The sequence below is a fragment of the Mycobacterium parascrofulaceum ATCC BAA-614 genome (genome assembly GCF_000164135.1).
Taxonomy (GTDB): Bacteria; Actinomycetota; Actinomycetes; order Mycobacteriales; family Mycobacteriaceae; genus Mycobacterium; species Mycobacterium parascrofulaceum.
On the sequence record NZ_GG770554.1, the window covers coordinates 600,107 to 613,014 of the forward strand.

Here is a 12,908-nt window from a genome sequence, read left to right on the forward strand (position 1 = left end):
ACGTGACTGCACCCCAAGCGGATCTGTCCGGATGGTCGGTGGCGCCGTTCAGCGGTGGCGGCTACACCCATGACGTCTACCGCAAGGGCGGCGGTCCGGGAGTGGTGCTGATTCCCGAGATACCCGGGATCCATCCCGGCGTGCTGGCGCTGGGCAATCACCTGGTGGACAACGGCTTCACCGTCGCCATGCCGTCGTTGTTCGGTGAGCCGGGCAAGCCCAAGACGGTCGGCTACATCGCGTCCTCGATCAGCCGGGCTTGTGTGGCACGGGAATTCGCGGCGTTCGCGACGAACAAGCAGCGGCCGGTGTCGATGTTCTTGCGCGCGCTGGCCCGCGACCTCAACGCGTCGACACCGGGCAAGGGTGTCGGCGTCATCGGCCAATGCTTCACGGGCGGCTTCGCGCTCGCCGCCGCGGTCGACGACGCCGTGCTGGCCCCGGTGCTTTCGCAGCCGTCGGTGCCACTGCCGCTGGGTCGCGCGCGGCGCCGCGATCCAGGCCTGAGCGAAGCCGAACTGGCCACCGTGGCCGATCGCTGCGCCAACGACGGCCTGTGCGCGATGGGTCTGCGGTTCAGCGAGGACAGCGCGGTGCCGCGCGAACGGTTCGCGGCGCTCAAGGAGCGGCTTGGTAACGCGTTCGAGGTCATCGAGATCGATTCGAGCCCGGGCAATGTCGGCGGTTTCGGGAAGATGGCGCACTCCGTGCTGACCGACGAGGTCCGCGAAGTCGACGGCCAGCCGGCCTACGAGGCCCGCAAGCGGGTAGTCGAGTTCCTCACCCAGCGCCTTGCTTAGGAAAGCCCCACACGCATGACGACTACGACCAGTGACCGGGTGGTCGAAACCACCTTCGGCCCCGTCCGCGGCGCCGATGACGGCCGAGTCAGCTCGTGGAAGGGCGTCCGGTACGCCGCCCCGCCCGTCCGCGGCCTGCGCTTCCGGGCGCCGCAACCCCCCGAGCGGTGGACCGAGGTCGCCGATGCCACCCGCTACGGCCCGGCCTGCCCGCAGCCGGTCTTCCCCAACATGCCGCTCGACCTGGGCGCCCCGCAGGGCGAAGACTGCCTGCGGCTGAACGTCTGGGCGTCGTCCACCACGCAGCCGGGTGACCGAAAGCCCGTGATGGTGTGGCTGCACGGGGGCGCGTACGTCTTGGGATCGGGCAGCCAGGCGCTGTATGACGGGCGACGGCTGGCCGGCGACGGCGAGGTCATCGTGGTCACGGTCAATTACCGGGTGGGCGCGCTCGGTTTCATGGACCTGTCGTCGTTCACCACGTCGCGGCGGCGGTTCGACTCCAATGTCGGACTGCGCGACGTGCTGGCGGCACTGAGCTGGGTGCGCGACAACATCGCGGCATTCGGCGGCGATCCGCGCAACGTGACGCTGTTCGGCGAGTCCGCGGGCGCGGGGATCGTGACGACCCTGCTCGCCAGCCCGTCGGCCGAGGGACTGTTCGCCCGCGCGATCGCCCAAAGTTCACCCGCCACATCGGTATACGACCGGAGCAGGGCTGAGCGCGTCGCCGAAACCGTCCTCGACAGGCTTGACGTCGACGCGGACCGGTTGCCCGACGTGCCCACCGCGGTGCTGCTTGCCGCGTCCCAAGAGGTGTTCGACGAAGTGCCCGTGCGTAATCCGGGCCTCCTTGCGTTTGTCCCGATCATCGACGGCGAGTTGCTGGACGACTACCCGGTCAAGCGCGTGCAGGAGGGCCGATCGCTTCCGGTCCCCTTGATCATCGGGACCAACAAGCACGAGGCGGCGCTCTTCCGGTTGATGCGTTCGCGGCTGATGCCCATCACGCCCCACGCGATCACGTCGATGTTCGACCAGATCGCGGCCGAACAACCGGACCTGCAATTGCCGACCGACGAGGAGATCGGATCGGCGTATTCGCGGGTACGGCGCAGGGCGAGGAGTTTGAGCATCGCCACCGACGTCGGTTTCCGGATGCCGTCGGTTTGGCTCGCCGAGGGGCACAGCGCGGTGGCGCCGGTCTACCTGTACCGGTTCGACTACTCGACCCCGCTCCTGAAGGTGCTGTTGGTCAGGGCCGCGCACGCCACCGAATTGCCGTACGTCTGGGGCAATCTCGGTGCACCGAAGGATCCGACGTTGAAGCTGGGCGGCCGCAAGACCGCCAAGGCGGTCTCCAAGAGGATGCGGACCCGATGGGTCAACTTCGCGGCGCGGTCAACGCCCGCGGGTCCGGACGGCGAGCCGGACTGGACGCCCTACCGCGAGGGCGATCGCGCCTGCCTGATCATCGACAAGCAGGACACCGTCGCGCACGACGTCGACGCCAAAATCCTGGCCGCCTGGGGCAGCCAGATGGTCGGCTTCCGGTAGCCGCCGGCCCTATCCGGCGCCCGACCGCGCGGTGCCCGACTTCGCCTGCCGGCGCAGCCAATTGCGGCGAGCGGGCGGTGTGTCGGGCGCGTTCAGTTCCGTTCCCTTGAACACCACCAGGTACACCTCGACGGTGGTGACGATGAGGATCATCAACACGGGCCCGATGACGATGCCCCAGGGGCCGAACATGGCGATGCCCGAGAACACCGACAGCAGCATCAGCGCCGGATTCAGCCGGGCGTCGCGCGGGACGAGGATCGGGCGCAGGAAATTGTCGATGTTGGTGACCACGACGAGGTGCCAGAGCACGACGAACGCGCCGCCGGCGATGTTGCCGTAGAAGATCATGCCGATGCCGAAGGGGATGGTCACGATCCCGCCGCCGAGGGGGATGATCGACAGCGCGGTCAGCAGGACCGCGAAGATGAAGAATCCGTGGTGAAAGCCGGCGACATAGATGGACGCGGCGCCCGCGACGCCCTGGCAGAGCGCTATCACGAACTGGCCGTTGACGGTGCCGCGCACCATCGCTCCGGCTTTGGCCAGGTAGAGATCCGTCACCTCGTCGCCGAGGGGGTTGAGATCGGCGATCAGTTTGCGCACCCGCTCGCGGTGCACCAGCAGCGCGACGAACACGTACAGGAAGATGATGGCCGACGTGATCGCGCCCGCCAGACCGCCGACGGCGCCCTGCAGGAAGTGCAGCGCCCATTCACCGACGTTGCGGCCCACCGTGACCATCGCCTTGCGCAGGTTGTCCGTCGTTATCGTCATGTGCGCGAACGGGACCCGGGACAGCAGCTCGTTCACCGCGTGCAGGGTACGGTCGCCGAGGCCGCTCAGGTCCGTCGATTTCACCCACTCGGTGATGCTGTCGACCATGCGCGAGATCTGAACGATCGCCAGGATCACCAGCAGCGTGACGGGCACGATGACGATCACCAGTGCGCACAGCAGGGTGCAGGTCGCCGCCAAGCCGGTGCCCAGCCGCCGGCCGAACCAATTGAAGAGCGGGGTGAACAGGTAGGCGCCGACCGCGGCCACGACGATCAGCACGAAGTAGCCGCGCAGGAAGTACGCGGCGAAGAGCAGGGCGATCGCGGTCAGTATCGCCAGGGCGCGCTTTTGGTTGAGCGTGAATTCGGTGTCCATGCAACCGGGCCGCCCTCCGCGTCGTCGCCGCTGAGGGAACCTTAGCCCCGGTCCGGCGTTTTCGTCAGCGTCCCCGTCAGCGCGTTCAGTTCGCCCCGCCGACCGCCGGCCTCGTGGATTCAACCTCCGCTTGGCTTTTCATCCGCTGGAACATGTCGACGTAGTACGGGAGGCACTGCGACATCGCCTGCTCGGTGGTGAACAACGGCTCGTAGCCGAGGTCGCGGCGTGCCTTGGCGATCGAGAAGTAGTTGTCCAGATAGAGCCGCTCGACGGCGAGCGGCTCGAGCAGCGGCGCGGGGATGCCGAAGCGGAAATGCAGCCGCTGCCAACCGGTCATCGCCACGCGGACCAGCGGGCCGTTCACCCGCACCCGCGGCCAGTTCACGCCGCACGCCTCGACCACCGGGCGGGCGAACTCGAACATGTTGATGGGCTCGTCGTCGTTGATGAAGTACGCCTGGCCGGGCGCGGTGCCGCCGGGGACGAGGTGCTGGGCCGCCAGGATAAATCCGTGAATCAGGTTGTGCACGTAGGAGTTGTCCAACCGTGCCGACTTGCGGCCGATGAGCACCTTGACGTGGCCGGCGATCACGCTTTCGAACAACTTGCGGAACATCGTCTGATCGCCGCGCCCCCAGATCCCGCTGGGCCGGATCGCGCACGTCAGCATGCCGCCAATCCCGTTCTGCGCCAGCACGAATCGTTCGGCGACGACCTTCGTCTCGGTGTACAGGTCGTTGAAGCGGTCGGTGTAGGGCAGCGTCTCGTCACCGCCGGGAATGTTCTGGCCGCCCATCACGACGCTGTTGGACGAGGTGTAGACGAATCGCTGCACGCCGGCCGCCTGCCCGGCGTGCACCAGGTTTTCGGTGCCGCCGACGTTGACCGCGAAGCTGCGCTGCCGGTACGCGTCGGTCACCGACGCGCCGCCCATGAGTTCGATGATCGCCGCAGTGTGGAAGATGGTGTCGACGCCGTCCACCGCGCGGGCGCACACGGCGGTGTCGGTGATGTCACCCTCGAGCACCTCGAGCTGCCGGTGCTCCGCGAGCGGCGACGGCGCCCGGTCGAACGAACGCACCCGGTATCCGCGGTCCAGCAGCGTGGTCACCAGGTTGGCGCCGACGAAACCGGAACCGCCGGTGACCAGGACGCGGCCGAGTTCGGTGGTCAGTGCTGCATCAGACATCAGCCAATCCTAACTGAAACGTGTTCTAGTTCGGTAAAGCGGTCAGGCCGCAACTGCTTCGACGGCCGGATTTCAGTCGTTCTCGGCATCCCCGGCCGACAGCGCATCCTCAATGCGCTTGCGGGCGCCAGCTAAGTGCTCCTCGCACCGTTTCGCCAGTTGTTCGCCTCTTTCCCACAACTGCAGCGACGCGTCGAGGTCCAGGCCGCCCTGTTCCAGGAGTCGGACGACTTCGATCAGCTCGTCCCGGCACGCTTCGTAGCCCAGACTACTAATGGGTGTAATCGACTGCTCCTCTTCGTCAGGCGCCATCGGCCCGCCCCTCGCTGACCGCGGCGATGGCGCCGTCGGCGACCCGCACCCGCAGCCGGGTGCCCGCGGGCGCGTCCGCCACCGAGCGCAGCACCGCCGGGGCCGCGGAGTCCGGCACCGCCTGTACGACGGCGTAGCCGCGGGCCAGCGTGGCAGCCGGGCCCAGCGTCGCCAGCCGCGCGCCGAGGTGGCCGACGCGGTCGGTCTCGGCGGCGGCCAGGCGGGTGATGTCGCGGCGAATCGCCGACCGGGCGCGGTGGATCTCGTCGGCGCGCGCCGTCAGCGCCGTCAGCGGCTCGGCCAGCACCGGCCGGCTGCGGACCTGGGCCAGGGCGCGTTGCTCACGGGAGACCCAATTGCGCAGCGCCTGCGCGCTGCGCCGGCGCAGGTCCTCGACGAGGCGCTGCTCGGCGGCGGTGTCGGGGACCACCTTCTTGGCCGCGTCGGTCGGGGTGGCGGCCCGCAGGTCGGCGACCAGGTCGCACAGCGGATTGTCGGGCTCGTGGCCGACCGCGCTGATCACCGGGGTGCGGCACGCCGCGATGGCGCGGCACAGCGTCTCGTCGGAGAACGGCAACAGGTCCTCGACACTGCCGCCGCCGCGGGCCACCACGATCACGTCGACCTCGGCGTGGCGGTCGAGTTCGTACAGCGCTTCGACGATCTGCGCCACCGCGTTGGGCCCCTGGACCGCGGTGTTGCGCACCGCAAAACGCACGCCCGGCCAGCGCCCGGTGGCCACCGTCGTCACGTCGCGTTCCGCGGCGCTGGCCCGGCCCGTGATCAGCCCAACCATGTTGGGCAGGAAGGGGATCGGCCGCTTGAGCCGGGGGTCGAAGAGCCCTTCGGCCTCCAGCAGCCGGCGCAGCCGATCGATGCGTGCCAGCAGCTCGCCCACACCGACGGCGCGAATCTCGCTGAGCCGCAACGAGAACGTGCCCCGTCCGGTGTAGAACGAGGGCTTGCCGCAGACCACCACCTGCGTGCCCTCCGCCAATTTCACCGGCGCGTTGGCCACCAGGTCGCGCGAACAGGTCACGCTCAACGACATGTCCGCGGCCGGGTCACGCAACACCATGAACACCGTCTTGGAATCGGGCCGGGCGCTGATCTGGGCCAGCTGGCCCTCCACCCAAACTGTGCCCAGCCTGTCGATCCAGCCCGCGACGCGAATGGCCACCGCGCGCACCGGAAATGGGTTCTCGGCGGAGTTGGGTTCGGGAGGTGGGGCCGGCGTCACTTCGCGTTCGCGCGGGTGATCCTGTTGGCGAGCAGCGTCTGAAACGGCGCGCGGGCCTTCGTGGCCTGCTCGTAGGCCAGCAGGGCTTCGAGTTCGTCGACGCTCAGCGACTGCAGGCGGGCGCGCAGCTGGGCCAGCGTCAGCGTCGCGTAGTCGAGCGCGGCCACCACGGACGGTTGCGGAACCGCCGACTTGTCCGAGGATTTCCCGCCCTGTTTCAGCGGCGCCGCGTCGGCGGCGGCGTCGGCGAGCGAGTACAACGCGAACCGCCCCTCGGTCCGCCGGTCGCCTTCACCGACGCCCTCGTCGGTGGGCGCGGCGAGCGCCTCGGGCAGATCCTCGTCGAACGTCGCCCATTCCGGCTGCTCGTCCTTCGGCGGAAAGATGCTCTCCAGGGTGCTGTCACCCTTGATCACCAGCTCGGCCAGGTTCTGCTGGAACACCATCACCAGGTGCGCGGCCTGACTGGCCAGCGTCATCGGGTACATCAGGATGGTCTTCGGCAGCTTCATGGTCTCCTCGACGGCGACTGTCGCCGCGCCGACCAGCAGCCGAACTCCATACGGTGCAGTAGCCATGGGTCCAAGATTGCCTCAAGCGACGGCTAACTCCAAGCCCACCGGCGCGAGCTGGCAGGCCCGTGTCCGCAGAACGTACCCTGGGTGTCATGCCGCCGACTGTCGACATGGGAATTCCCGGCGCGTCCAGCTCGGTAGCCAGCGATCCAGCCCGCAAGCGAGTGCTTCTGGCTGAGCCGCGTGGTTACTGCGCGGGCGTGGATCGGGCCGTCGAGACGGTCGAACGTGCCCTGGAAAAGCACGGCGCACCCGTGTACGTGCGCCACGAGATCGTGCACAACCGCCACGTGGTGACCACGCTGGAGCAGGCCGGCGCCGTGTTCGTCGAGGAAACCGACGAGGTGCCCGAGGGGTCCATCGTCGTGTTCTCCGCGCACGGGGTCGCGCCCACGGTGTACGCGGCGGCCGCCGAACGCAACCTGCACACCATCGACGCCACCTGCCCGCTGGTGACCAAGGTGCACAACGAGGCGAGGCGATTCGCGCGCAACGACTACGACATCCTGCTGATCGGCCACGAGGGGCACGAGGAGGTCATCGGGACCTCCGGTGAGGCGCCCGACCACGTGCAGCTGGTCGACGGGGTCGCCGCCGTGGACAACGTGACGGTCCGGGACGAGAACAAGGTGGTCTGGCTGTCGCAGACCACGCTGTCGGTGGACGAGACCATGGAGATCGTCGACCGGCTGCGGCAACGGTTCCCCAAGTTGCAGGATCCGCCCAGCGACGACATCTGTTACGCGACCCAGAACCGGCAGGTCGCCGTCAAGGCGATGGCCCCGGAATGCCAGCTGGTCATCGTCGTCGGGTCGCGGAACTCGTCGAACTCCGTCCGGCTGGTCGAGGTGGCGCTCGGGGGTGGCGCCGCGGCCGCGCACCTGGTCGACTGGGCCGACGACATCGACCCCGCCTGGCTGGAAGGCGTGACCACCGTGGGCGTGACCTCCGGCGCGTCGGTCCCCGAGGTCTTGGTGCGCGGTGTGCTGGAGCGGCTGGCCGAGCACGGCTTCGACGTGGTGCAACCCGTCACCACGGCACAGGAGACCTTGGTGTTCGCGCTGCCGCGCGAGATCCGGTCACTGCTCTAGTTCCGCCCGGCGGAGCTCAGACGTCGTATTCCCAGGAATCCGCCGAGGGGCGCTGAGGCCGGCCGTACGCCCGCGAGCGGTTCCGGCGCTCCGGGCGAGGCTCGGCCGCGGGCTCATCGGATGCGCCCGCCCCCCGGTAACGGACCTGCGAGATTGGGTGATGCGTCCCGTTGTTGCCGTTGGGGGCGGGGCGGCGCCGCCGCGGCTCGTAGGCCGGCTCATAGCGGTCGTAGCTGTCGTAGCGGCCGAACTGCTCCGGGGCGCCCGGCGGGTCGTAGCGGTCGTAGCCGTCGAAGCGGCTGGACCGGGGCTGCTCGTACGGCCGCTCGTAGGGGCTGCGCCGGGTGCGCGGTTCGCGCCGGGATTCGCGAGGCGACTGGCCGCGCGGGTCCAAGTCGCCGTCGGGGCGGGGACGGCGGCGCGAACGGCGCGGCGGTTCGGCAGTGTCGTAGTCCCGCGCGGCCGACGAGCCCCTCCGGTTGGGGCGCCGCTCGCCGGCTTCGCCCGCGTCGTCCAGCGTCTCCCGGGTGCGCCGGGAATGGGCCCGGGCGGAGCGGCTGGCGGACCGATCGCCGCGGGCCGTCCGGCGCGCGCGTGACGAGGAAGCTGCCCCGCGGCCGGCTCGTGCCTTTCTGGGCGGCGCCTCGTCGGCGTCGTCGTCACCGGTTTCCCGGCCGGATTCCGCACGCAACATCGCCTGCAGTTTGGCCACGACGCCGCTCACGACGGACTTGACGTCGCTGGGCGGCGCCTCGTCGGGCGCGTTCGGCGCCGAGGTCGTCTGGTGCGACATCCCGAAATACCACCTGGTCAACCCGATCAGCAGCACGATGCCGGCGGTTCCCAGCATCAGCGGGAAGCGTTCGATGAGGGGATAGCCGCAGTTGATCAGCAGGTCCTTGAGATGCCCGACTTTGCCGTCGTGGAACAACCAATAGGCGCCCGGCACCGCGCAGAAAAGAATCAACGGGGGCTGGATGATGGCGGTGAACAGCCCGTCCTGGCGCACCGCCAGCACCGCTGCCACGCAGCCGGCTATATAGAAGCCGGCGAAGACGTGGGTCAGCTCCTTGTGGCCCGCGTCGATTCCGTAGCCGATCGCGGTGGCGGTGACGGCGAAAAGCAGGGCGGCATACCACGGGACACCTGGGATATCTGGGTGAATCGAGCGGTGGGATGGCTCCACCGTCGACTTCGGCCGCTGTCCTGACACATGTAGACCGTACCGGGAATGGACCGAAAGGCCCGTAAATACCTCGTAGCGATCGTGGGCGTGCCATGCCGATCGCCCGCGAACGGTCCTCGGCGGCCGGCCGCGCCGCCGCCCCCTAGACTTGGGTCCCTGTGAGCCTGAGCCTGGGAATCGTGGGTCTGCCCAACGTCGGTAAGTCGACGCTGTTCAACGCGCTGACCCGCAACGATGTGGTGGCGGCCAACTATCCGTTCGCGACGATCGAACCCAACGAGGGCGTCGTTCCGCTGCCCGATCCGCGCCTGGACAAGCTGGCCGAGCTGTTCGGCTCGGAGCGCATCGTGCCGGCGCCGGTGACGTTCGTCGACATCGCGGGCCTGGTCAAGGGCGCGTCCGAGGGCGCCGGGCTCGGCAACAAGTTCCTGGCGCACATCCGCGAATGCGACGCCATCTGCCAGGTGGTCCGGGTGTTCTCCGACGACGACGTGACGCACGTGGCCGGTGAGGTGGATCCCAGGTCCGACATCGAGGTCGTCGAGACGGAGTTGATCCTGGCCGACCTGCAGACCCTGGAGCGCGCCCTGCCGCGGCTGGAGAAGGAGGCGCGCACCAGCAAGGAGCGCAGGCCGGTGTACGACGCGGCGGCTGCCGCCCAGGAGACGTTGAACGGCGGCACGACCCTGTTCGGCGCCGGGGCGGATACGTCGCTGCTGCGGGAGCTGAACCTGTTGACCACCAAGCCGTTTCTGTACGTCTTCAACGCCGATGAGGCCGTGCTGACCGACGCGGCCCGGGTGGCCGAGCTGCGCAAGCTGGTGGCACCCGCCGACGCGGTGTTCCTGGACGCCGCCATCGAAGCCGAGCTGAACGAGCTCGACGACGAGTCGGCGGCCGAACTGCTGGAGTCGATCGGGCAGAGCGAACGCGGGCTCGACGCGCTGGCCCGCGCGGGTTTCCACACCCTCAAGCTGCAGACCTTCCTCACCGCGGGTCCCAAGGAGGCGCGGGCGTGGGTGATTCACCAGGGCGACACCGCGCCCAAGGCCGCCGGCGTGATCCACACCGATTTCGAAAAGGGCTTCATCAAAGCCGAGATCGTGTCCTATGACGACCTGATCGCCGCCGGCTCGATGGCCGCGGCCAAGGCGGCCGGCAAGGTCCGGATGGAGGGCAAGGACTACGTCATGGCCGACGGCGACGTGGTGGAGTTCCGCTTCAACGTCTAGGCGAGATAGGCCCAGCGTCAACGCGGCTTCAGCCGGAAGATCGGGATCTGCCGGCCCGTGGGGGCCGCCTTGTCCCGATAGTCCGCGTAGCCCGAGTAGATCCGGTTGGCCAATTCGAAGAGCCGGTCGTGTTCCTCGGCGTCCGTCACCTGCTGGGCGGTGAACGGCTCGCCACCGAAGTCGCACTCCGGATGCGCTGTGAGGTTGTAGTACCACTGCGGGTGTTTGGTCCCACCGAAGTTCGAGGCGACCAGGATGACGTCGGGCCCGTCGTGGAAGTACGTGAGCTGGACTTCGCGCTTGCGGCCCGACTTCGCGCCGGTGGTCACGAGGGGCGCATTGATGATCGAGCCCATGTTGACCCGCCCGCCGGTGAGACGGAACAGGTAGGGGTCGGTATGACGCGCGATGTGCCGGGCCATGAACTGCCCTGCGCGCGAACGACCGAATCGAACACTGGCCCGGTACAACGGACCCCGTCTTTTGTGCGGGTCCACGTACCGCAGCGGCATGTCCCGACGATACCCGGGTGACACCCGTGCGCCGGGTGGGCCGTCGCGATGAACCACTTGCTTGAATTGCGCTCGAGGGAAATGCTTTAGGGATGACGATCGTCGAGGGGCCGTGGGTCCGGCGGTTGATGGGGTTCGTCGTGGGCTGTGGGCTGGCGTTATTCGGGCCGGTCGGCGGCACCGCGCAGGCGGCGCCGACCTCACATTGGTGCCCGGGCAATCCGTGGGATCCCAGTTGGGGCAACGTCTACAACTGGGACTGGAATCACTGCCACGATTGGCAAGGCCCGGCGGGCCAGAGCTACCCGGCGGGCGCGGGTCCGTGGGGTCCACCCCCGGCCTGGGCGCCACCGGCGCCCCCGCCGCCGTCGTGGGCACCCGGGGCCCAGTTGATGTGGAACCCGACCGGCGCCGGCAACTGGGGCTTCTGGAACAACGGGATCTGGACACCCGTCTGAGGCAGACGCGACGGACGCCTTCCTGTCGGAGGTGGTTCGTAGCATGCCCTCGTCGCACGACCATGCACCGCCACGGCCGTCAGGAGGGCTCCATGAAGTTCGTTTCCACCCGCATCATCACCGCCGACGTCAACCGGCTGGTCGCTTTCTACGAGACGATTACCGGCGTCACCGCGGTCTGGGGCAACGAGCTGTTCGCCGAGATCCCGACGCCGGTGGGCGCGCTGGCCATCGGCAGCGACAAGACCGTGCCGCTGTTTGCGGCCGGATCCGCCGAGCCGGCGGCCAACCGCGGCGCGATCATGGAGTTCCTCGTCGACGACGTGGACGCGGAATACGAGCGGCTGCGCGAGGGCGTCGGAGAGGTCGTGACGGTGCCGACCACCATGCCGTGGGGCAACCGTGCACTGCTGCTGCGAGATCCGGACGGCAACCTGGTCAATCTGTTCACTCCCGTCACGGACGAGGCCCGCGCCAAGTTTGGAATATGATTGCCGTTCAACGAATCTCGGCGGCGCCGCAAGGATTCCCGGCCGAGCGCAACGACGGGTGCGCGGTGCGGACTGGTCCCTTGCGGGGGCAGGCCAAGACGGCCGGCGCGCCCGGACGGCCGCGGCGTTAGACTTCCACCGTGGTCGCTGATGACTGCCCCGACACGCCCGAAGAGCTTGAACGCCGGGGTGAGGCGCTCGACGAGCGCGAGGAGGCGCTCGACGAGCGCGAGGAGGCGCTCGACGAGCGCGAGGCCGCGGTCAAGAGGCGCGAGTGGATGGCCGGTCGACGGGACCGGCTCGCCGATCAACGGGATCGAATCGCGGACGATCGCGAAGAAGTAGCGGACGAACGAGAGCGGCGCGCGGACGAACGCGAGGGCGCGCCCGACGACCGGGAGCGTGCCCGGCTGCGCCGGCTGGACGAACGAACGAAGCGCGGCGAGGCCGCGGCCCGGCGCGAGCAGGCCGACGTCGACCGGCAGATCGCGGACACCGAAGCCGGGCCCGACCGCAGCTGAACGCCCCGCGGGGAAGTTTGCTGACACCGCGTATGGCTCCGCGCAGCCGATCTGCCGAAGGTGCGGCGAACGCCATTATCCGGTGAGCGAATGACGTGCGCCACAAATTTTGGCGAACAATAATCGGTATTGCTAGCGTCGCCGGCCATGGTAGTACTTGCAACATTGATGTCATTGATCAATCAAGTCTCCGGAACGCCTTATATTGCAGGCGGGGATTCTCCCGCCGGGACGGATTGCTCGGGGCTCGTTTCCTGGGTTGCCAACGCGGCGTCCGACAGGCCGGTCTTCGGAAACCGGTTCAATACGGGCAACGAGGAAGCGGCATTGTTGGCCCGCGGCTTCCAGTACGGCACCGCCCCCAACGCCCTCGTGATCGGGTGGAACGGCGGCCACACGGCCGCCACGCTGCCGGACGGGACCCCGGTGTCCAGCGGTGAGCGCGGTGGCGTGCACATCGGCGGTGCTGGCGCCTACCAGGCGGGTTTCACGCACCACATGTTCCTGCCGATGCCGCCGGAGGGCGAGGCTGCCCTTCCCCCGCCGCCGGACGCGCCCCTGCCGCCGGCCCCCGACGCGCCTCCGC

At 68.8% G+C, this 12,908-nt stretch carries 15 protein-coding genes; 8 read left to right on the forward strand and 7 right to left on the reverse strand.

Annotated features, from left to right (window positions below):
* Window positions 1-2 precede the first annotated feature (2 nt).
* Both HMPREF0591_RS12910 and HMPREF0591_RS12915 read left to right on the forward strand, forming a co-directional pair.
* Window positions 3-800, forward strand: a complete 798-nt coding sequence (locus HMPREF0591_RS12910; RefSeq protein ID WP_007169006.1) for a dienelactone hydrolase family protein — start codon at window positions 3-5, stop codon at window positions 798-800.
* Between the two features lie 15 nt (window positions 801-815).
* Window positions 816-2,357: a carboxylesterase/lipase family protein gene (locus tag HMPREF0591_RS12915; protein ID WP_007169007.1), complete on the forward strand. Its 1,542-nt coding sequence runs from the start codon at window positions 816-818 to the stop codon at window positions 2,355-2,357.
* A gap of 9 nt (window positions 2,358-2,366) precedes the next feature.
* Here HMPREF0591_RS12915 and HMPREF0591_RS12920 read toward each other — a convergent pair whose 3' ends face one another.
* The 5 genes from HMPREF0591_RS12920 to HMPREF0591_RS12940 all read right to left on the reverse strand — a co-directional run bounded on the left by HMPREF0591_RS12920 (window position 2,367) and on the right by HMPREF0591_RS12940 (window position 6,834).
* The gene (locus HMPREF0591_RS12920; protein ID WP_007169008.1) at window positions 2,367-3,512 is read right to left on the reverse strand and encodes an AI-2E family transporter; all 1,146 of its coding nucleotides are present in this window, start codon (window positions 3,510-3,512) and stop codon (window positions 2,367-2,369) included.
* 85 nt (window positions 3,513-3,597) lie between these two features.
* Window positions 3,598-4,704 carry a 3-beta-hydroxysteroid dehydrogenase gene (locus HMPREF0591_RS12925; protein WP_007169009.1) on the reverse strand — a complete coding sequence of 369 codons (1,107 nt, stop codon included), beginning with the start codon at window positions 4,702-4,704 and terminating at the stop codon, window positions 3,598-3,600.
* A 72-nt stretch (window positions 4,705-4,776) separates the two neighbouring features.
* Window positions 4,777-5,016 (reverse strand): exodeoxyribonuclease VII small subunit, encoded by a 240-nt coding sequence (locus HMPREF0591_RS12930; RefSeq protein WP_007169010.1) that lies wholly within the window; start codon window positions 5,014-5,016, stop codon window positions 4,777-4,779.
* On the reverse strand, window positions 5,006-6,256 hold the full coding sequence (gene xseA, locus HMPREF0591_RS12935) for an exodeoxyribonuclease VII large subunit (RefSeq protein WP_040622456.1): 1,251 nt from the start codon (window positions 6,254-6,256) through the stop codon (window positions 5,006-5,008). Before xseA ends, HMPREF0591_RS12930 begins: the two co-directional genes overlap by 11 nt.
* Complete coding sequence (locus HMPREF0591_RS12940) at window positions 6,253-6,834, reverse strand: lipid droplet-associated protein (protein WP_007169012.1); 582 nt, start codon at window positions 6,832-6,834, stop codon at window positions 6,253-6,255. The genes xseA and HMPREF0591_RS12940 overlap by 4 nt, the downstream gene beginning before the upstream one ends.
* 89 nt (window positions 6,835-6,923) lie before the next feature.
* Here HMPREF0591_RS12940 and HMPREF0591_RS12945 point away from each other — a divergent pair, with 89 nt between their 5' ends.
* On the forward strand, window positions 6,924-7,922 hold the full coding sequence (locus tag HMPREF0591_RS12945) for a 4-hydroxy-3-methylbut-2-enyl diphosphate reductase (protein WP_007169013.1): 999 nt from the start codon (window positions 6,924-6,926) through the stop codon (window positions 7,920-7,922).
* A gap of 16 nt (window positions 7,923-7,938) precedes the next feature.
* Here the strand turns inward: HMPREF0591_RS12945 and HMPREF0591_RS12950 are convergent, their stop codons facing one another.
* A complete protein-coding gene (locus HMPREF0591_RS12950) occupies window positions 7,939-9,135 on the reverse strand; it encodes a DUF6542 domain-containing protein (RefSeq protein ID WP_208857755.1) in 1,197 nt (398 codons plus the stop codon).
* Between the two features lie 131 nt (window positions 9,136-9,266).
* Between HMPREF0591_RS12950 and ychF the strand changes: the two genes are divergently transcribed.
* Window positions 9,267-10,340 carry a redox-regulated ATPase YchF gene (gene ychF, locus HMPREF0591_RS12955; protein WP_007169015.1) on the forward strand — a complete coding sequence of 358 codons (1,074 nt, stop codon included), beginning with the start codon at window positions 9,267-9,269 and terminating at the stop codon, window positions 10,338-10,340.
* Window positions 10,341-10,357: 17 nt separating this feature from the next.
* On the opposite strand, the gene HMPREF0591_RS12960 is transcribed toward ychF, so the two are convergent.
* Complete coding sequence (locus HMPREF0591_RS12960; RefSeq protein WP_040622458.1) at window positions 10,358-10,852, reverse strand: nitroreductase family deazaflavin-dependent oxidoreductase; 495 nt, start codon at window positions 10,850-10,852, stop codon at window positions 10,358-10,360.
* A 92-nt stretch (window positions 10,853-10,944) separates the two neighbouring features.
* Here HMPREF0591_RS12960 and HMPREF0591_RS12965 point away from each other — a divergent pair, with 92 nt between their 5' ends.
* The 4 genes from HMPREF0591_RS12965 to HMPREF0591_RS30960 all read left to right on the forward strand — a co-directional run.
* Complete coding sequence (locus HMPREF0591_RS12965) at window positions 10,945-11,310, forward strand: Mtp family mycobacterial-type pilin (protein ID WP_007169017.1); 366 nt, start codon at window positions 10,945-10,947, stop codon at window positions 11,308-11,310.
* A gap of 92 nt (window positions 11,311-11,402) precedes the next feature.
* On the forward strand, window positions 11,403-11,801 hold the full coding sequence (locus HMPREF0591_RS12970) for a VOC family protein (RefSeq protein ID WP_040622786.1): 399 nt from the start codon (window positions 11,403-11,405) through the stop codon (window positions 11,799-11,801).
* 140 nt (window positions 11,802-11,941) lie between these two features.
* Window positions 11,942-12,322, forward strand: coding sequence for a hypothetical protein (locus HMPREF0591_RS12975; RefSeq protein ID WP_007169019.1), 381 nt, complete (start codon window positions 11,942-11,944; stop codon window positions 12,320-12,322).
* A 147-nt stretch (window positions 12,323-12,469) separates the two neighbouring features.
* Window positions 12,470-12,908: C40 family peptidase (locus HMPREF0591_RS30960; protein ID WP_244268889.1), on the forward strand; the 439-nt coding region annotated here is incomplete at its 3' end.

Excerpts from the sequence above, each read along its gene's own strand:
- HMPREF0591_RS12915 (WP_007169007.1), top strand. The coding sequence starts at position 816 with ATGACGACTACGACCAGTGACCGGGTGGTCGAAACCACCTTCGGCCCC.
- HMPREF0591_RS12920 (WP_007169008.1), bottom strand. The coding sequence starts at position 3,512 with ATGGACACCGAATTCACGCTCAACCAAAAGCGCGCCCTGGCGATACTG.
- HMPREF0591_RS12925 (WP_007169009.1), bottom strand. The coding sequence starts at position 4,704 with ATGTCTGATGCAGCACTGACCACCGAACTCGGCCGCGTCCTGGTCACC.
- HMPREF0591_RS12930 (WP_007169010.1), bottom strand. The coding sequence starts at position 5,016 with ATGGCGCCTGACGAAGAGGAGCAGTCGATTACACCCATTAGTAGTCTG.
- HMPREF0591_RS12940 (WP_007169012.1), bottom strand. The coding sequence starts at position 6,834 with ATGGCTACTGCACCGTATGGAGTTCGGCTGCTGGTCGGCGCGGCGACA.
- HMPREF0591_RS12945 (WP_007169013.1), top strand. The coding sequence starts at position 6,924 with ATGCCGCCGACTGTCGACATGGGAATTCCCGGCGCGTCCAGCTCGGTA.
- HMPREF0591_RS12960 (WP_040622458.1), bottom strand. The coding sequence starts at position 10,852 with ATGCCGCTGCGGTACGTGGACCCGCACAAAAGACGGGGTCCGTTGTAC.
- HMPREF0591_RS12965 (WP_007169017.1), top strand. The coding sequence starts at position 10,945 with ATGACGATCGTCGAGGGGCCGTGGGTCCGGCGGTTGATGGGGTTCGTC.
- HMPREF0591_RS12970 (WP_040622786.1), top strand. The coding sequence starts at position 11,403 with ATGAAGTTCGTTTCCACCCGCATCATCACCGCCGACGTCAACCGGCTG.